The sequence below is a fragment of the Mycoplasma sp. 1654_15 genome (assembly GCF_012516495.1).
Lineage (GTDB): Bacteria > Bacillota_I > Bacilli_A > Mycoplasmatales > Metamycoplasmataceae > Mesomycoplasma.
Map to the genome: position 1 here is coordinate 96929 of NZ_CP051214.1, position 20133 is coordinate 117061.

At 26.7% G+C, this 20133-nt stretch carries 16 protein-coding genes; 12 read left to right on the forward strand and 4 right to left on the reverse strand.

Annotation, left to right across the window (positions count from 1 at the left end; translation table 4 throughout):
- The first annotated feature begins 4 nt into the window (after window positions 1–4).
- Window positions 5–436: a peptide-methionine (R)-S-oxide reductase MsrB gene (msrB, locus tag HF996_RS00435; RefSeq protein WP_168910142.1), complete on the forward strand. Its 432-nt coding sequence runs from the start codon at window positions 5–7 to the stop codon at window positions 434–436.
- An 11-nt stretch (window positions 437–447) separates the two neighbouring features.
- On the opposite strand, the gene HF996_RS00440 is transcribed toward msrB, so the two are convergent.
- The 3 genes from HF996_RS00440 to trpS are packed head-to-tail and all read right to left on the reverse strand — an operon-like array spanning window position 448 to window position 3599.
- The gene (locus HF996_RS00440; protein WP_168910143.1) at window positions 448–876 is read right to left on the reverse strand and encodes an MAG3450 family membrane protein; all 429 of its coding nucleotides are present in this window, start codon (window positions 874–876) and stop codon (window positions 448–450) included.
- Window positions 869–2614: a threonine--tRNA ligase gene (thrS, locus tag HF996_RS00445; protein ID WP_168910144.1), complete on the reverse strand. Its 1746-nt coding sequence runs from the start codon at window positions 2612–2614 to the stop codon at window positions 869–871. Before thrS ends, HF996_RS00440 begins: the two co-directional genes overlap by 8 nt.
- Before the next feature lies 1 nt (window position 2615).
- Window positions 2616–3599 carry a tryptophan--tRNA ligase gene (trpS, locus tag HF996_RS00450; RefSeq protein ID WP_168910145.1) on the reverse strand — a complete coding sequence of 328 codons (984 nt, stop codon included), beginning with the start codon at window positions 3597–3599 and terminating at the stop codon, window positions 2616–2618.
- A gap of 51 nt (window positions 3600–3650) precedes the next feature.
- Between trpS and HF996_RS00455 the strand changes: the two genes are divergently transcribed.
- The 5 genes from HF996_RS00455 (at window position 3651) to HF996_RS00475 (ending at window position 10032) form a co-directional block, all read left to right on the forward strand.
- Complete coding sequence (locus tag HF996_RS00455) at window positions 3651–4016, forward strand: PTS glucose transporter subunit IIB (protein ID WP_168910146.1); 366 nt, start codon at window positions 3651–3653, stop codon at window positions 4014–4016.
- Complete coding sequence (locus HF996_RS00460; protein WP_168910147.1) at window positions 4009–7164, forward strand: DEAD/DEAH box helicase; 3156 nt, start codon at window positions 4009–4011, stop codon at window positions 7162–7164. Before HF996_RS00455 ends, HF996_RS00460 begins: the two co-directional genes overlap by 8 nt.
- Window positions 7165–7206: 42 nt before the next feature.
- The gene (locus HF996_RS00465) at window positions 7207–7494 is read left to right on the forward strand and encodes a YneF family protein (protein ID WP_168910148.1); all 288 of its coding nucleotides are present in this window, start codon (window positions 7207–7209) and stop codon (window positions 7492–7494) included.
- Window positions 7484–9028 carry a 2,3-bisphosphoglycerate-independent phosphoglycerate mutase gene (gene gpmI, locus HF996_RS00470; protein ID WP_168910149.1) on the forward strand — a complete coding sequence of 515 codons (1545 nt, stop codon included), beginning with the start codon at window positions 7484–7486 and terminating at the stop codon, window positions 9026–9028. The genes HF996_RS00465 and gpmI overlap by 11 nt, the downstream gene beginning before the upstream one ends.
- Before the next feature lie 134 nt (window positions 9029–9162).
- Window positions 9163–10032: a ZIP family metal transporter gene (locus HF996_RS00475; RefSeq protein WP_168910150.1), complete on the forward strand. Its 870-nt coding sequence runs from the start codon at window positions 9163–9165 to the stop codon at window positions 10030–10032.
- Here HF996_RS00475 and HF996_RS00480 read toward each other — a convergent pair.
- On the reverse strand, window positions 10029–11402 hold the full coding sequence (locus HF996_RS00480) for a hypothetical protein (protein WP_168910151.1): 1374 nt from the start codon (window positions 11400–11402) through the stop codon (window positions 10029–10031). The two genes, HF996_RS00475 and HF996_RS00480, sit on opposite strands and share 4 nt — an antisense overlap.
- Before the next feature lie 112 nt (window positions 11403–11514).
- On the opposite strand from HF996_RS00480, the gene pyrH reads away from it, so the two are divergent.
- Genes pyrH through HF996_RS00510 form a run of 6 tightly spaced genes read left to right on the forward strand, consistent with a single transcriptional unit; the run spans window position 11515 to window position 20079 of the window.
- Window positions 11515–12231, forward strand: a complete 717-nt coding sequence (gene pyrH, locus HF996_RS00485; RefSeq protein WP_168910152.1) for a UMP kinase — start codon at window positions 11515–11517, stop codon at window positions 12229–12231.
- Between the two features lie 4 nt (window positions 12232–12235).
- Window positions 12236–12796 carry a ribosome-recycling factor gene (locus HF996_RS00490; RefSeq protein WP_168910153.1) on the forward strand — a complete coding sequence of 187 codons (561 nt, stop codon included), beginning with the start codon at window positions 12236–12238 and terminating at the stop codon, window positions 12794–12796.
- 4 nt (window positions 12797–12800) lie between these two features.
- Complete coding sequence (locus tag HF996_RS00495) at window positions 12801–13724, forward strand: phosphatidate cytidylyltransferase (RefSeq protein ID WP_168910154.1); 924 nt, start codon at window positions 12801–12803, stop codon at window positions 13722–13724.
- Window positions 13725–13753: 29 nt separating this feature from the next.
- Window positions 13754–18124, forward strand: a complete 4371-nt coding sequence (locus HF996_RS00500; RefSeq protein WP_168910155.1) for a PolC-type DNA polymerase III — start codon at window positions 13754–13756, stop codon at window positions 18122–18124.
- A 36-nt stretch (window positions 18125–18160) separates the two neighbouring features.
- Window positions 18161–18583, forward strand: coding sequence for an RNA-binding protein (locus HF996_RS00505; RefSeq protein ID WP_168910156.1), 423 nt, complete (start codon window positions 18161–18163; stop codon window positions 18581–18583).
- A complete protein-coding gene (locus HF996_RS00510; RefSeq protein ID WP_168910157.1) occupies window positions 18550–20079 on the forward strand; it encodes a glucose-6-phosphate isomerase in 1530 nt (509 codons plus the stop codon). Before HF996_RS00505 ends, HF996_RS00510 begins: the two co-directional genes overlap by 34 nt.
- Window positions 20080–20133: the final 54 nt, after the last annotated feature.

Here is a 20133-nt window from a genome sequence, read left to right on the forward strand (position 1 = left end):
AATTATGAAGAAAAAAGAAGAACTTTCACACTTAAATGAACTTCAATTTGAAGTTACTCAAAACAATAAAACTGAAAAACCTTTTGATAACGAATATTACAATAATTATGAAGAAGGTATTTATGTTGATGTTGTAGATGGAACACCACTTTTTCTATCTATTCATAAATATGATTCAGGTTCTGGTTGACCAGCTTTTACAACACCAATTAACTTAAAAGATATTGTAGAATTAGACGATTTTTCTTATAAGTATGCAAAAAGAACAGAAGTACGTTCAAAAAATGCAGATTCTCATTTGGGTCATGTTTTCAACGATGGACCTAAAGAATTTGGTGGAAGAAGATATTGTATAAATTCTGCTTCTTTAAGATTTATACCTAAAAAAGACTTGGAAAAAGAAGGTTATTCAGAATATCTAAAATATTTTAATTAATAAAAAAAGATTTACTTTTTAGTAAATCTTTTTTTATTTCCTTTAGTTTTATAAGTTTTATTAAGTCGTTTTTCAAAGTAATTTTTTAAAATCAAACTAGGAATTATCATTAAAATAGAAATAATAATAATTACTGCTCGCAAACCATTTTGCCCTTGTTCTGTTAATGGAGAACTAATTATTAATATTCAAAAAGACAAAGACAAAATAATGCTATAAAATGGAAAAGAAAAATTGACCATCTTTAAATAAAGAAACAAAATTGAACATAGACTAACAAATAATCAGTAACCAAAACCTATTATTACTAACCATTTATATTCTATTACAGGTGGTATTCAAATATCGGGAGACAAACACAAATAAATTATTAAAAAAGGAACAAAAATCAACAAAAAACTAAAGATTCAATCCGGGATTTTTGTTAGTTTTTTATTCATTATTTTCTATTTTTTCTTGAACCATTTGAAGAAGATTTTCAAATTCTAAAGTATAAGAATCTTGTTTTCCATATTCTCTGAAAGTAACATTTCTGTTTTCAACTTCTTGATCACCAATAATAATCTGAAACTTGGTTTTTTGAATTTGAGCTTCTCTGATTTTCTTGTTTATTCTTTCATTTCTATCATCAAAAGTTACATTAAATCCTAAGTCTTCTAATTTTTTATAGATTTCAAATGCAAATTCTGAGTGTTTTGAATTTTCAATAGGAATAATAACAAATTGTTTTGGACTTAATCAAAAAGGTAAAATACCTTTAGTTTGTTCTAGTAAAATAGAAACAAAACGTTCATATGTACCGATTAAGCCTCTGTGAATTAAAATAGGAGTTTCTTTTTCGTTGTCTTGATTTATAAAGGAAATATCGAATTTTTTAGGTAATAAAAAATCAAGTTGTAAAGTAGAAATTGTAATTTCGTGATTTAAAACAGTCTTAATTTGAAAGTCAATTTTAGGACCATAAAAAGCAGCTTCACCTATTTTTTCTTCGTATTCAACACCAAGTTCTTTTAAAACTTTTTCTAAATCAGATTCAGCTTGATTTCACATTTGATCATCATCAAAAAATTTCTCTTTATTTTCAGGGTCTCTCTTAGAAAAAGAAACATAATTTACTTCAATTTTGAAGAACTTTAGAACTTCTAATATCATTTTGTAAAGGTGTTTAAACTCAGAAACAATTTGATTTTTTGCAACAAAAATATGACCTTCAGTAAGAAGCATTGATCTTACTCGTTCTAAACCTGTTAAAGCCCCAGATTTTTCATATCTATAAAGTCTTGATTGTTCAGAAATTCTATAAGGAAGTTCTCTATAACTTTTTTTGAAAGTATCAAACAAAATAATGTGATGTGGGCAGGTCATTGGCCTAGGAATTAAATTTTCACCTTCGATTTTCAAAGCCCCAAACATATCTTCTTTGTAGTGTTGGAAATGTCCTGAAATTTCATAAAGTTTTTGTTCACCAAAATGAGGAGTAAATACTTCTTTAAATCCATATTTTTTGTCATAAAAAAGGATTTTTTCCTTGATTTTGTTAACAATTTTCATTCCATCTTCTAACCAAACAGGAAAACCTTGACCAAATAGTTTATTAAAAGTAAAAAGCTTTAATTCTTTTCCTAATTTTCTATGATCTCTCTCTTTTCTTTCAGCTAAAATATGTAAAAATTCGTCCAAATCTTCTTTAGTTTCTCAAGCAGTTCCATAAATTCTAGTAAGTTGTTCATTTTCCACCTTACCTCTTCAGTATGCACCAGCAATACTTAAGAGTTTAAAATGCTTGATTTGCTTCATATTTTCGATATGTCCACCAGCACAAAGATCTTCAAAAAGTATTTCATTTTTTGTTGGATTTACTATAGAAAAGAAGGTAATTTGTTTATTTTCTGAAGTAAATTCATCTAATAATTCTTTTTTAAAAGGTTGAGAGGAAAAATCTATAACTTTTCCTTCAGTTTGTTCCATAACAAAATTATTGTTTGCAATTTTTTGCATCATTTTTTCTATCTTTGTCAGGTCATGTTCTGATAAAGGTTGAGAAAATTTAAAATCATAGTAAAAACCTTCATCAGTTGCTGGACCAAATCCTAGCTGAACATCAGGGAATAATTTTATAACAGCGAGTGCTAATAAATGTGAAGCACTATGATTTAATTCTTTGTTGATTTTCTTCATTTTATAAACCTATTTTTTGTTTAATTAATTTTAAATGTTCAGAAGCGACAGCCTTAGCTTTTTCTTTACCTAATTGGCTATATTTTTCAATATTATTTTTAACTTTTTGGTATTCAGTTTGTATGTGAATTAAAAACTCTTTCACAACAATTCCTACTTCGTGTTTTAGTTCTTTATAGTTTTTGTCTTTAAAGAATTCCAATGTTTTTTCCATTTCTCATTCTTTTAAAGATGAAAAAATGGTTAGTAAATTTTTGACACCAGGTTTTTCGTCACTTAAATAAATTTTGTTTTCAGAATCTGTGATAGCTTTTTGAATTTTTTTGTAAGCTAATTCTGGATCATCTAAAAGAAAGATGGCTGAATTTGGTTGTTCAGTAGATTTTGACATTTTTTTGGTAGGCTCAGTTAAAGACATAATTTTAGCACCAATTTTAGGAGTTAAAATATCCACGTCTTTAAATTGAGTTTTGTATTTATTATTTAATCTTATAGCTAAATTTCTTGTTAGTTCAACGTGTTGTTTTTGATCTATTCCAACAGGCACTAAATCAGGATTATAAAGCAAAATGTCAGCAGCCATAAGTGTTGGATAAGTTAGTAGACCAGTTGGTACTGTTTCAGTTCCATTATCATTTTTTACTTTACTTTTATCTTTGAATTGAGTCATTCTTGATAATTCACCAATAGACGTATGAGTTTGCATAATTCAAGCCAATTCAGAGTGTTCAGAAACATCTGATTGATAAAAAATAATTGATTTCTGTGGATCAATTCCACAAGCTAAATAAAATGCAAATATATCTTTTCTGTTTTCTCTAAGTTCTTCAGGTTTTATTTCAATTGTAAGAGCATGCAAATCTGCTACAAAAATGTAGGATTCATATTCTTCTTGCATCTTCACCATTGTCTTAATAGAACCTAAATAATTACCTAAAGTAAGTTTTCCTGTGGCTGTAATTCCACTCACAATTCTATTTTTCATAATTTAAGAATTTTAGCAGAAAAGGTATAATTTAATATAAAAAGGTTTATTATGAGGAAACTGTCAAAATTTATATATTATTTTTTAAAAATTATAACTTTTAATCAAATTACAAAATATTGAAACAAAAAATATGCAAAACCAAATACTACTTTTATAACTTCTGATAAGATACCATTTAGTTTAGAAAATTTAATAGAAATAGTAGGTGAAAATAACTTTGAAAACGTAGCAAATACACTATCAAGAGTTCAAATATTTTTAAAAGAAACTAAAGGCTTAGATCTTGATAAAATAAAGAATTTAGAAGGTATTTCTGGTGTTGTTTTAAGCCAAAAAACATTAAATTTAATAGTTGGTAATAATGCATCAACAATAGCAACAAAATTAAAAGAAAGGTTATTAAAAAATGGATAATATTTTTAGCAAAACTAACAAACAAGAACAACTCAAAGGATGAGAACGTTTATTAGATAATTTAATTAACATTAAAAGAAATGATAGTTGTTTATTTTCGAAAATAGATAATACTGATTTTTTAGATTTAGTTGATTTTTTATCACCTACAGATTTTAGAAAAATTTATACCCAACAAAATTTTGCAATTTATCTTTCAAATGCTTCACTTTTGAAGAAAAAAGAGAAAATTGAAAAAGCATTTTCAGCTGACGAAATTTTTGAACTTGCAGAAGAATATCGTCCTGAATTAGAAAAAAAATATACAAAAGCTTTAAACCAAAATTTTGAAGAAGCTAAAAGAGACATAGTTGACTTTTTTGAAAAAGAGCTTCAAAAAGCTTCAGTTAGGTGAAAAAAATATATTAGAAAAGCCAACTCTAGAAATGCAGAAACTAACATCTGACCTGTTCATATTGGTTTTTGTTATTTAAGTGTTAAAACTGAAGCAAAAACTGTCTTCGCACCTTTATTTTTCAAGGAAGTTAACATAGAACTTAGACAATCTTTACCTATTTTAACTTCAAATGGGGATATAAAAATAAATGAAAAATTACAAGTTTTTTTAAAATCACAAGATTTAAATGACTTTAAATTAGACTTTGATTTTTCACAAGCAACTATCGCTGAACTTGAAGATAAAGTAAAACATATTTGACCTGATTATGATATTCCTGATTTTGTTGATAAAATTGACAAAAATATTGTTAACGACATTAGAAATCAAAAAATAATTTTCCACTCAGGTGTTGTTCTTGGTTTTTTTGAGCCATCTGGAGGATATCAAAGACAATTATTAGAATACATAATCAGAAGCGAAGAAATTCACGATATAATAAAAGTAGAATTTGACAAAAACATATATAAAAATAATATTCAAAACACAATTTTTGGTGGCGAAGGTTTAGATAATTTTTTCAAAATAAATCCTACAAATTTTTCTCAAGATAAAGCACATATCTCTGCTATTTTGCAAGATACTATTATTTGAGGACCTCCAGGAACAGGAAAATCTCAAGTAATTGCAAATATAATTTCTAACATTTTAATTTTAAAATTATCAGCCCTTGTTGTTTCCGAGAAAAAAGCTGCTCTAGAGGTTTTAAAAAACAGATTAGGTAAATTGTCTTTATTTTGTTTATTCTTATTAAATGACAAAAATATGGACAAAACTCAATTTTATAAGCCAATGGAAGAGCTAATTGATTACTTAGAAAATTTCCAAGAAGCTACAGAAATAAAGCCTATTAAAGTAGTTTCTGAAAGTGAAAAAAACTATTTACAACTATTGAACAACATTTTTAGTTCTGATTTTGAAGCAGCTATTGCAGCTTATAAAGAGCTTAGAAAATCAATGCCTAATTTTGATGTTAAAGCAGCTCACCAAATTTTTAATTTATCTAAAGATATAAAATTAAATCCAAAACTTTCTCCTACTAAAAAAACAAAATTAGTAGAAAGCATTGTTGAATCACAAACTAAAAAGAAACTTACATTTTTCCAAAAACTCACTTTATCAAAACACAGAAGTGCATGAAGTGATGCAAGTATTATTCTAAATTATTTAAGTAAATACGATGGAGAATTAGGAAACTTATTACCTCATTTAAACACAATCAAACCTGAAGATATTTTAAACATTCACAACTTTTTATCCTTCAAAAATGAAGAAAAAACAAGCGTAAATACAGATGAAGAATTATTCCAATGACATGCTAAAGTTCTATATAATAGACTAAATGAATACATTCAAGAAAATTTTAAAACTTATAAAAAGTTTGTTAAAGAAATTAGAGTTAAAACAAGAGATCCATACAAATTTTTCTTAAAATACAGTGATGTAATTAAAGTAATTTATTCTGTTATTATTACTACACCTTTAACTGATTTATCAATGTATACAAAGCAAGAATTTGATTATGCGATTATAGATGAAGCTTCTCAAATGTTTTTAGAAAATGCATTTCCAATTTTGTATCTTGCTCAAAAACATATTTTTGCAGGTGATAAAGAACAAATGCAACCAACAAATTGATTTTCAACTTCTTATGGAGAATTTAATGAAGATGAAGATGAGAGTTTAGGAATTAAATCAATTTTAAATTATGTAGTAAGTGAAGGGGTTCATCAGATTTTATTAGATAAAAATTACAGATCTCAACACGCTGCTTTAATGACATTTAATTCAAAAGAATTTTACGAATCTAAGTTAGATATTATTAACCAATTTAATTCTGATTTTAAAGACTGTATAGAAGTTTTTAATGTTCAAGGTTCATGAGTTAATGGTCAAAATTTAGTTGAGGCTAATTTTGTAATTCAAAAAACTTTAGAAAACATAAATAAATACAATAAAATTATTCTTTTAACATTTAATGCACAACAACAAAAAGTAATTGAAGATATTATTTTCAAAGATTTTCCTGAACTAGATGAAGCTATAACTCAAGAAAAACTTTTAGTTAAAAATCTAGAAAATATTCAAGGAGATGAAGCTGATTTATTAATAATTTCAGTAGCGTATGATGCAAATACAGGTTGACATTCAACTTATGTAGCTAAAAAAGGCGGAAAAAATGCTTTAAATGTAGCAACCTCAAGGGCTCGTGAAAAAATTATTGTTGCAAAATCAGTAGTTGCAGAAGATGTTCAAAGTGCAACATTAAGTGAAGATATTTCAGTATTTAGAAGATGATTGAAGTTTTTAGATTTAACTTTACAAGAGCAAATTAGCTATGCTTCAAAAGACAAAGAAGAACATACTCTCTCTTCAAATTCTAATGATAAATTCGTAGAGTTTAAAAAACAAATTTCTCAGGTAATATCACAAAAAATTCCTGATGTACAAGTTGTTGCAGATTACTCAATTGGAACTATAAAATTTGATTTTGCTTTATTTAAGAAGCAAAAATTTGTATTAGGTATCTTTGCTGACACTTTACAATACTACAAAGACGCTTCAAAATACTTAGAATTTTTAGATGTAATTAAGTTTGTCAAATTCAAAGATTTTCCAGTAGATGTAATTAATCTTCTAGAGTGAAAAATTTCACCTAAAACAGTACTAGAGAGAATTCAAAGGTTAATAGATACAACAAATAATTTTTAAAAAAGCTTTATAATTAAAGACAATTAAATACGAAGGAGAAACATGAAATTTATTAATTTTGCAGAGACCCAAACTGAAAAAGTTATTTATGAAGCAGGAGGTGTTGGTTTAGGTGGTTGAATAGGAATAGTTTTTGCTGTAGGAATTATATTATTTATTACAGGAGGTATTATTGCTCTAATAGTATCTAGAAAAATGTTCGAAAAACAGATCAAAAACAATCCGCCAATCAATGAAAAAATGATAAAAGCTATGTATATGCAAATGGGTAAAAAACCATCTGAATCACAAATTAAAGCTGTTATGCGTTCAGTAAAAAATGCCAAATAATTTAAAAACAGGAAGAAAAACGAAGACAAAAACAGTTATTTTAACGATTATTGATGGTCTTGGACTAAGAAAAGAAACTCAAGGAAATGGTTTTGCACTAGCCAAAACTCCGGTTTTTGATGAATTGTTTAAAAATTATCCACATTCAATAATTCAAGCATCAGGTGAATTTGTTGGTTTACCAGATAAACAAATGGGAAACAGTGAAGTTGGTCATCTAAATATAGGTGCAGGCTTTGTTGTTCATACAGGAATTTCTTTGATAAATAAAGCAATTAAAGAAAAAACTTTTGCATCCAATCCAAAGTTTATAAAAGCTTTTGATAATAGCATTAAAACAAATACATCTTTACAAATTATAGGTTTACTCTCTCCAGGAGGTGTTCACTCATCAGAAGAGCATTTGTTTGAACTTATAAAAGCTGCAGGAAATTATGGAGTTCCACAAGCAACAATTCATATTATTGGAGATGGTAGAGATGTTGCTCCTGCGTCTATTTTAAGTTCCATTCAAAAGCTTGAAAATCTTTTAAAAGATTTTCCAAATTATAAAATAGGTTCAATAGCAGGTAGATTTTATACAATGGACAGAGATCAAATGTTTGACAGAGTTGAACAAGGATTTGAAGCTATTTTAGGAAAATCTAAATCTAATTTTACTGATGTAAAAACATACATAAATGAACAATATAAACAAGGCATTAAGGATGAATTTTTTATTCCTGCAATCAACAAAAACCTTGATTCTTCTTCATTTTTAAAGGATAATGATTCAGTTATTTTCTTTAATTTCAGACCTGATCGAGCTAGACAAATTACACATTTAATCTTAGATTCAAATCTTTATTCTTATCATTCAGAACATAAAGTTAAAGTCAATGTATTTGTTTCAATGATGAAATATGAAGGTTTAGATACTGATATTGCTTTTGAAGAAGTTGAAGTTAAAAAACCTTTAGGAAGAGTAATTTCAGAACAAGGTCTAAAACAGTTAAGACTTGCCGAAACTCAAAAATATGCTCATGTAACTTTCTTTATGGATGGTGGATTTGATATACAATTAGCAAATTCAGATAGAATATTAATAGATTCTTTAAAGGTTACTTCATACGCAAGTGCTCCACAAATGTCAGCTAAAGAAATTACAGATGCTTTATTAGAAAATGCTTCAAAATACAATCTAGTTATTATGAATTTCGCAAATCCTGACATGGTAGGACACACTGGAGATTTACAAGCTACAATTAAAGCAGTAGAAGTTCTAGATCAACAAATTGGAAGAATAAAAGATTGAGTAGAAGCAAATAATGCTACTTTATTTATAACAGCAGATCACGGAAATGCTGAACTTACTGAGGATGAAAATCATCAACCTTCAACAAAACATACTACATTTCCAGTTATGTTGATTACAACTGATAAATCTTTAAAATTAAAAGACGGTAAACTTGCTAATATAGCACCAACCATTTTAGATTATTTAGGTATCGAAAAACCTTCAGAAATGAACGAAGAATCCTTGATAATAAAGTAAATTAAAATTAAATGTAGAAAGAGGAAAAAGTCATTTTTCCATACACAGCAAGAACTTTTAATAACAATTTAAATATTGCTATTTTAGTTAATTTAATAATTTTTATATTAATAATTTTAGCTATACCTGTAATTTTGGTATTGCTAGTTGCACTTGTTAAACCCAAGATCAAACAAATCACCAACACTTATCTTTATTCTTTAAGTGCTGGTCTTTTGTTAATAGTTGCTACAGCAGGACTTTTAAGAGAAGCTTATGAAAATGCAGAAAACTTTGCTTTTCAACAGTTTTGAGCAACATCAAATACTCAGTGAATAAAATACAGCCAACTTTGAGTAGCAATTTTAGTAGGCTCAGGCGCTATTTTAGGTGTGTGTACAATTTTTATAGTACGTTTTTTCTTTGTTAAACATTTTAAAAAAGACACACATTCAAATCATCACGAACATGATCACGATGATCATATTATTAATTTTAAAGATATAGATAATCCAAGAGCTGCTTGATTAGCTATTATTTTACTTCTTTCACATAGAACAATTGATGGATTTATTTTAGGTTCAATAGTATCTAAAATAAGCCAAGGACAAAGATTAAACTATGGTCTGATCATAACTTTTGTAGCTCATATTTTGATAGAAATTTTAATCATTTATTACAGGCAAATTCAGTACGGACAAAAGGTAAGAAAAGCTGTAATTTATAATTTATTAACTACAATTATATTGATTCCAATAATCACAATTGGAGCTTTTGTCTACAGATTTTTAAATCAAGCAGGTTGAATTTTACCAATTGTAAATGCTTCAGGTGGAGCAATTTTATCCTTCGTAGTAGTAGTTGAATTAGTGCCTGAGTTTATTCATCTAAGATCAGGAGCAAAAAAACAATGATATATCACACTGATATGATTTGTTTCAGGTATCATTATTGCTTCTATTTTGCTTTCATTTCACGCACATGTTTCTAATGCACCAACAACGCAACTTAAATTACCTAGCTAGTTATTTTTTAAGATAGCTAAATTAAAATAACTACTTTCAATAGTATAAATTAGTTCTTCAGGTTCGATCACTATTCTGTACTTCGTTTTAATATCACTTTTATAGATTATTTTTTCTATATTTGATTTTTTTGAATTAGAAAAAGCAACTCTTTCTCATTCACCAATAAATTTTTCTAGATAAATATTAAATGCTTCATTTCGAACAAAAATATCTTTAAAAATCTGCTCTTCAATATTTGTTCCTGAAAACAAACTAACTAAAGCATTTAGTTGAATTTTAAAAGGAATTGCAAGGTATTTTCATAGATTAAAATATCTTGGATCAGGGTCAATATAAAAATCAATTTTTGGAAATAAAGCACTTACTTGCAATTGTTCATTTTTATCTAATTCAAATTCATAAATAAAAGCTTTTTCTTCTTTATTAAAAATAACTTCAGGATTATTTTCATCTTTGCTTAAAATTTGTCACGCTCCTGAAAAATTAAATTTTCCCAAACCTAACTGTGTATCAAAACCACTAAAAGAAATGTTTCGTTTTTCAAATTGTTTAGCACTAGCATAAATTGCATTTAAAACTTTTAAATTTTTCATTATGTAATTTTGTTTAGTTTCTAACAACATATTAAGTTTTGAAGCTAGAGCTGCGAATATGGAAGCTGATAATTTAGAATCATAACTTGATTGAATTTTTCCTTCTTTTTTGAAGGATATTTTAGGAATATAGATATTAGGTTTGATTATAGAATTTTGATTTTGACTTAAATTAGTTTTGTATAAATTTTGAGTTTGCCCAGGAAGAAATTTGTTATTTTTAAAAGAACCATAAGTACCAACTAAAACAATATTGTTTGTGCTTCATTTTTCTTTAGAATTTACATCTACATTAAAAATATTTATTAAGCCCTTTACATAAAATAAATAATCTAAAAATCTATTGTGAATATTTCCCTCTCAGGAAACGTTGTCTAAAAACGGCACATCATTATATAAATGAAGTACAAATTTTGTAATCTTTGTATCAATGCTGTCTAAAGCATCAAATCACTCTTGACTTGTTGAAAATTCTTTAATTTCAACAATAGTTTTAGGCGAAATGTGACTAATCACTTTTACATTATCAGATCAGTAGTTATTAGTTTGTTTGTCTTCTTTATATTTCAGAATAACTACCTTATTTTCATCTAGTGTTTTGTATTTATCTAATTTGTCTAAAAAATTTACTTCTTCATACAAAGAAGCATAATTTATGTCATATTCTGCTTCATTTTTCTTCACATTAGTAGAAAGACCAAAAAATGCTGGGATAAGTATTAAAAATAAAATTGGTAGAATTTTTAGAAAAAGTTTTTTTATTTGTCATGCCATACCTATTTTTTCCTATTTTTGAGAGTTTTTGTTAAAAATAAAAAAAATTAGGAAAAGATAAAGAAAAAATCAATTTTTGAAGTAAAATAAAGAACAAAAATTAAGGTTAATTATGTCAAAAGAAACTATTTTACTTAAGCTTTCAGGCGAAAGTCTTGCAAATAAAGAAAAATCACTAGCAATTGATTATGAATTAGTAAAAAATATTGCATCTCAACTTAAACAAGTTGTCAAATTAGGCTATAAAATTCTAATAGTAGTAGGTGGAGGTAACTTTTGGAGAGGTACTTCTGCTGAAAAAAACGGAATAATGAGAACTAAAGCAGATTATATTGGAATGCTAGCAACACTGATGAACGGTTTAGCTTTAGAATCTGGCTTTAAAAAAGAAGGATTAAAGGTTCGTGTACTTTCCTCTATTGATATAGATTCAAGAGTTTGCGAATACTATGTAGTAGAAAAAGCAAAAAAATATTTAGATCAAGGAAATATAATTATTTTTGTTGGAGGAACAGGAAGACCATACTTTACCACAGATAGTGCCTCAACATTGTTTGCTGCAGAAATGGGTGCTAACAAAATACTCTTTGGTAAAAATAATGTTGCAGGAGTTTATGACGCAGATCCAAAAACAAATCCAAATGCAAAACATTATGAAAATTTAACTTATTACAATGCTATCAAACAAAATTTAAAAGTTATGGACTCCACAGCTTTTACAATGGCACAAGATAATGATTTAGAGCTTTTAATTTTTGATATTAAAGAAGAAAATTCAATAGTAAAAGTAATTAATGGAAACATAAAACACACAAAAGTAGTAAAATAATAATATGGAAACAAAATTAGAACTTAAAGATTTTATTGAAATGATTAACACAAAATCAGATCAAATTTTTCAAAGATTAGAAAGAAACTTATCAAAAATTAATATTGGTAGAGCAAATCCTCAATTAGTTTCATACTTAAAAGTAGATTACTATGAAACTTTAACTCCGATTGGTGAAATAGCGGCTATTAGCGTTCCTTCTCCACAACAATTACTTATCAAACCTTATGATCAAAACATAACCAAAAAAATAGCATCAACAATTGTAGCTCACAAATTAGATGTTCAACTTCAAAATGAAGGACACCAAATAAGATTAATACTTCCAGAATTAACAACACAAAAAAGACAAGAACTTGTTAAAAGTCTTAAAAAATTCGATGAAGAAGCTAAAGTTGAAATTAGACAAGTAAGACAAGAAGTAAATAAACTTGTTAAAAAAGAAGAATTTAGCGAAGACGAAGAAAGAAGAATTTTAACTGAGCTTCAAAAACAGATTGACAAAAAAATTCAAGAAGTAGATAAAGTTCTTTCTGAAAAATCAGCAAATTTAATGAGTTTTTAATAATATGCTTTCATTGCTAAAATCAGAAAAAAATAAAAACATAATAAAAAAATCATCAATAGCAATATTGATAGTTTTTTTTATTTTACCTTTTATTTTTATTACTTATTATGCTGGTTTTTGAGGAAGAATTATAGGATTTATTTTCTATTTTTCTGTGTTTACATACGGAGCTTATGAAATTTTTGTAAAACTAAATAAGAATATGTTTATTAATGTCCTGATTTTGATAAACATATTTCTTGTTTTTATCCTTCCTTTTGAAGACTTTCAAGCACTTATAAATAATGGCAATTTACCTTGAAATTACTATATTTCAGAACATTATAAGAGTTGAATTGTTTATTTAGTAAGTTTTGCTTTGACACTAGTTTGTGCTTTATTTGAAAACGTAGATTGAAAACAAAGAACTAAAAATTTCTTTTTAAGACTTATATTTTCTTATTTAATAGCAACTTTTGCAAAATTTATGTTTTTATTAAATATTACTAATATTGAAGTTTTAGTTATATTAGCTTTAACTGCTTCATTTTATGACACTTTTGGTTATCTTTTTGGTTCTTGATTTGGCAGAAAATGAATAAAAAAAGGATTTAGTAAAATTTCACCTAAAAAAAGTTGAGAAGGAGTATTTTTTGGTTTTTCCTTTTCTTGTGTATTTGTAATTTTAACATTTTACTTTACTCCATTTTTTTACGACAACTTTCCAAATGACAAATTTATAGTTTTAATGGTGTTAAGTCCGATATTGTTACCGATTGCAGCTATACTAGGAGATTTGCTGTTTTCCTTCATAAAAAGAAGCCTAAATATCAAAGACTTTTCAACATTAATTAAAGATCATGGTGGCATTTTTGATCGTTTTGATTCTACGTTTTTAGTAATCATTATTTTTTCAATAATTTCATCAATTATTTCACTTTTCTAATTTTAGAAACTTGATAAAATGAGTAAACTATGAGCGACAACCAATCTTTTATTTCTCTTTGCAACAGCATAAACTATACAATTCCTAGTTATTTACTTGAAACGCAAGCTACTTTAGAACAAGTAGAAATAAATAACAAAAAAAAGTACATTTTAAAAATACAAAGCCTAAATATATTCAAATTTGAAGACTTTTTTGCTTTTCAAAAGAAGGTTCAACAATCATTTGTTCAAAGACTTAATTACAAAATAGAATTTGAATATGAGCAACAATATTGTGAAAAAAAAGAATTTTTAAAATATATAAATTTTATTTATCAAGTTTTATTTAATAAAGAAAACTTTTTTAGTAAATTTCCTTTACAAAATAAAGCTCGTGAATTTTGATTTTATTTTGTAGATGAAGAAATTATCAAGGATTTAGAAGAAAAAAAAGAAAAGATTTTATCCTTATTTAAAAGATTTGGTCTTTCTTTTATTCAGATTCATTTCATTTTAGATCATGAAAGTATCAAAAAACAAAATTTAGCTATTCAAGAATATTTAACTAATCAAAAAGAAAAAGAAATTCGTGAAGCTCAACAATTAAGTCAACAAGAAAAAAAATCAACTAAAGTTTCAAGCAGAAAATCTTTTAACAAAGCAAATCAGTACGTTCCTTTAAAATTAAAGGAAGTTAGAAGTTCAAACGAACAATTTGTAGAAATTCAAGGTCAAATTTATAAGCTTGAAGACAAAGTAACTAAAAATAAAAATGTTTTACGAATCATAAACGTAAGTGATTATGAAGAAGCTATTATGATTAATGCTTTTTATAATCAAGATAGTGTTTTCCCTTTAAATAAAGGCGATTTTGTTAAGGTTTATGGTGAATTAGTCAAAGATATTTATTCTAGAGATTTTGTAATTAAATCTCACAAAATAGAAAAAATTAATAATATTTTCCCTGTTAGAATTGATGAAGCAACCACTAAAAGAGTGGAATTATTTGCAAGAACAAAAATGTCAACTATGGACGGAGTCACAGATGCTCAAGACTATGTGAAAATCGCGAAAGCACTAGGTCATTCAGCTATAGGAATTTCTGATTTAGAGTCAGTACAAGCTTTCCCAGATTTTTATTTTGCTTGCAAAAAAGAGAATATTAAAGCTATTTATGGAACAACATTTTCTTCTACTCATTCAAAGATCTTTAAGGTTTTAAATCTTAGATATAACCGAGATTTAGAAAACGCCAGATACGTTGTTTTTGACTTAGAAACTACAGGATTGTCTCCAAAATTTAATGAATTAATTGAGTTTGGTGCTGTTGTTTGACAAAATGGACAAATATTAGAAAAGCACGAGTTTCTAATTAAACCAAAAGAAAAAATTCCTTCTTACATAACAGACTTAACTGGAATTACCAATAAAATGATAGAAAAAGAAGCAATTTCAGTAGAAGAAGCTGCTGTGAAAATTAAGCAAATTTTTGAAAATAGTATTTTGGTAGCGCATAATGCAAAATTCGATTATGGTTGTTTAGTTGAGTTTTATAAAAAATTAGAATTATATGAAATTCAACAACCAGTTATTGATACTTTGGAAGTAAGTAGATTTTTATTTCCAACACAAAAAAGACACAATCTTAAAGAATTAGCAAAAAACTCTTCAATTAACTATGACGAAACCGAATCACATAGAGGAGGTTATGACGCTGAAGTTTTAGCAAAAGTTTGAGACCAATTTTTATTAAAATTAATTGAACAAAATATTAAGGATTTATACACTTTAGATTCAGTTGGTTCAAATGTTTTAGACTTTAAAAGGCGAGGATTTTTCTCAAAAGAAATAAGAGCAATTGTTAAAAATCAAGAAGGATTAAAAGAACTTTTTAAACTTATTAGCCTTTCAAATACAGAATATTTTTTATCAAAACCAATTCTTTTTTATGACCAAATTAAATCTTCAAAAAATATTTTATGAGGAACAAGTGGTTTTGATTCTCAACTAATGGAAATTGTGTTTTACAATCACCACAATGACTTAGAAAATTTTATTCAAAAATTAGATTTTATTGAAATTCCAACCCCTTCTTCGTTTATTCATTTAATAAAAAGAAATAAATTAAAAAAAGAAGATGTACTTAATGGATTGAAGTTAGTTATAGATTTAGCAAAAAAACACAAAAAAATTGTTGTAGCTTCTTCAGAACCAAGATATATAAATCAAGAAGACAAAATTTTTCATCAAGTTTATATTTATGCAAAAGGTGTTGGTGGTAAACCTCATAATTTTTTTGGTGGAGATACAAATCAAAAAAATGATCACATTTTTCCTACAAAATACTTCATGACCACTCAGGAGTTAAAAGCAGAATTTGCATTTTTAGAAGATCAAGATTTAATTGATGAAATTGTTGTTAGAAATTCCAATAAAATTGCAAGTTTAGTAGAAGATGTAAAAATAATCAAAGACAAACTTTATCCACCTAAATTTGATGATTCTGCTTCAAAAATAAAGGATTTAGTATATAAAAGAGCTCATGAAAAATATGGTAACAATCTTCCTGATAAAATTGCTGTAAGAATTGAAAAAGAACTCAATCCTATTATTGAAAATGGTTATGATGTAGTTTACTGAATTTCTAAAGAATTAGTAGATAAAGCAAAATCAGAGGGGCAAAAAGTAGGTTCTAGAGGTTCTGTAGGTTCTTCAGTTGTTGCTTATTTAATAGGCATTACAGAAGTAAATCCTTTAGAACCACATTATGTTTGTAAACAATGTAAAAGTGTTGAATTTTCTACAGATGAAAACATTTTATCTGGTTTTGATTTAAAAGATAAAATGTGTAAAACTTGCAAAATCACTTATGACAAAGATGGACAAAATATCCCATTTGAAACTTTTTTAGGATTTAATGCAAATAAAGTTCCTGATATTGATCTAAATTTTGCAGGTGATTTTCAAGTGCAAACACACAATTATATTCGAGAACTTTTTGGTGAAAAATTTACTTTTAGAGCAGGAACCATTTTAGGTTATGCTGAAAAATCGGCTTTTTCATTAGCAAAAAAACTTAATGAAATCCATACAAGATTGTACTTAAATGATCACCCAAATGAATACGAATTTTCTATGTATTCAAACACTTTTTTAGACTTTTTAGCTTCAAAATCAAGCGGAGTTAAAAAAACAACTGGACAACATCCTGGAGGAATTATAGTAATTCCAAATGATTTAGAAGTAGAAGAATTTACACCTATCAATTTCCCTGCTAACGATGAAAATTCTGATTGAAAAACAACACACTTTGACTTTGAAAATATTCATGACAATGTTTTAAAATTCGATCTTCTTGGTCACGATGATCCTATTATGGTTCGTGAACTAGAAAAATTAACAAGCACAAAAGTTGAAGATATTCCTAAAAGTGATCCTAATATTATTAAATTATTTTCTTCATTAGAGCCTTTAAATATTGATCCAAAAGATATGCCAGGAGAAAAAAATGGCGCAAGAGGATTACCCGAATTTGGAACATCTTTTGTTAGAAGAATGCTAAATACAGCAAAAGTAAAATCTTTTTCAGATTTAATAAAAGTATCAGGTTTATCTCACGGAACAAATGTTTGACAAGATAATGCAGAAGAGTTGATTTCTAAACAAAATTTAAGTCTTCAAGATGTTATTTCTTGTAGAGATGACATTATGCTTTACTTGATTAACAAAGGTGTAAATCCTTTAATTTCCTTCAATATTATGGAATCTGTTAGAAAAGGAAAATCTATAACAGAAGAGCAACAAACAATTCTTGAAAATCACAATGTTCCTTCTTGATATATTGAATCATTAAAGAAAATTAAGTATATGTTTCCAAAAGCTCATGCAGCCGCTTATGTGTTAATGGCTTGAAGAATTACATATTATAAGCTTTATTTTCCTTTAGCTTTTTATGCAGTTTACTTTTCAATTAGAATTGACTTTAAAAATATAGATGCTTTGATTTTACCTAAACAGCAATTATCTAATCAAATATTGGCTTTAAAATCAAGAGAAAATAGTAAAAAAGAAGACAAATTGTCAGAAAAAGAAAAAAAATTAATTCCTATTTTAGAAGTTGCTGAGGAACTAAAAGCTCGAGGATTTGAAATAGAAAAAATTAATCTAAATTTATCAGAAGCAACTCAATGAGTTATAAATCAAGAAAACAATTCATTAATTCCTCCATTTTCGTCTTTAGATGGAATAGGAGAAGCAAACGCTACTAAAATCATACTAGCAAGAAAAGAAAAAGAGTTTTCTTCAATCGAAGATTTCGAAAAACGTGCAGGTGTTAATTCAACTGTAATTCAAAAATTAAAAGATATGGGTGTTTTTAAAGATTTAAATGAAACCCATCAAATAACTTTGTTTGATTAATAACAAATTAATAATTCTAAGTTGTATAATTTAGCTATGGAAATAGGACAAGTAGTTGTGTGTGCCATTAAAGAAATAAAAGAAAAATATTTCTGAACTGATATGCCCGAAGAATATCAAGGTGTTGTATTTATAAATGAAATTAGTAATAAGTTTATTAAGGATTTAACAACACTAAACTTTAAAGTTGGACAAAAAGTCAAATTAGAAATTTTAACTATCCATCATGCAAACAAAAAAGCTTCTTTATCATTCAAAAATGTAAATCAAGATTTTGAAGTAAAAACAACAATTAAAAAACCAAAAAAAACAAAAACAGATAAACACACAAGCACAAGTAAGAAAAAACGTAATTACGAACTTAAAACCACACCTAGTGGCTTTGAGAATTTAAAGAAAAAAGCAGATAGGGAAATTGAAGAAAAATGAAGATTAATTTCATTCTCGAAAAACAATTAGACGAAGAAATTAGGAGAATTAAAAATCCAAAAAAAATTAGAAATTTAACATCACTACAACACAAAATTGACCGCTTGCACAAACAGATATTAAATGATGCTAATAAAGTTGATGACAGACTAAAGTGAATATTCTTTCCCAACAATCTAGATTTAAATCAAATTAAAGATATGAAACGGATTGTTAAGAAATTATTAGCAAAAAAGATTACTACTTTAGTTGTAATTGCTTCTCCAAAAATTTATTTAGGAATCAAGGCAGCTGTTGATTTTATCAACACAAATGAGCTTACAAGCAATAAAAAATTTATGGAAGTAATTTTTATTGAAAATTCTTTATCTTCTGTAGAGTTAACACAAAAATTAAATTATGTTAGAAGCAAAAATTTTGCAATTAATATAATTTCAACATCTGATGTAGACTTTGAAGCACAATTAGTTTTTAGATTTTTTAAAGATCTATTGTATAGACAATTTGGTGATGATATATCAGAAAGAGTTTTTATTACAGCTCCTATAACTCAACAAGGAATTTGAACACAAATTGCAAATTTTAATAACTTCAAAATTTTTGTTGCTCCAGCAAACGTAGGAGAAAAATTTGCTATTTTTTCTTTATTAAGTTTCTTCCCTATGCTATGCGCAGGTATTGATTTAAAAAAATTAATTTATGGTGCAACACAAGCAAATAGAACATTTTCTCAACCAGATGTAAGGATAAATCAAGCATATCAATATGCTGCAGCAAGATATGTACTTTTTAAAAAAAGAAATATTCCAATGGAGTTTCTAATATCATTTGATCATTCTTTTGCTTCATTTAACAGTTGATGAAAATTTTTATTTTCAACATCAGAGTTAGTATTAGAAAATTTAGATGATACAAACCAAAACTATATAGAAGTAATTGATGAAGTAGAAGAAATTCAAAAATTAGAAGAGCCACCTCAAGATGATGATCAAGAAACAGAAGACAATGAAGAAGAAAATAACATTGATTTTGATGAAATGAACTTCGAAAGAAAAGAACTAAAAACCACAGGAATTTTTCCAAATTCTGCAGTATTTAGTACTGACATTCACACTTTAGGTCAATTCATACAAAGTGGTTCAAAAATATTTTTTGAAACACTTGTTTTTGTAAAAGAACCTGCTTATGATATTTTAATTGCAGAAGAAAATAAAAGTCTTTTCAGAAAAGATTTACTTGATAAATATGCGCAAAAAACAGTGCATGAAATTAATAAAGCATCATTTTTTGCCACAATCGATTCACATTCAATCTCTGGTAATATTGCACAGTTAGTTATGAAATTAGAAGATCATAGTGCAGAGACGTTTGGGTGGTTAGTTATGTTTTTCCAAAGAGCTTACATTATGTATGCATATCTTTTAGGAGTCGATGTTTTTGATGAAACAGGAATAGAAATAATAAATTCAAATTTCTGAAATATATTGAACAAAAAATTAAGCAATGATTCAACAGCTAAAAATTAACATCCTATGTTTTTATAGGATTTAGCAAAAAAATTTATTAAAATTAGAACAAAA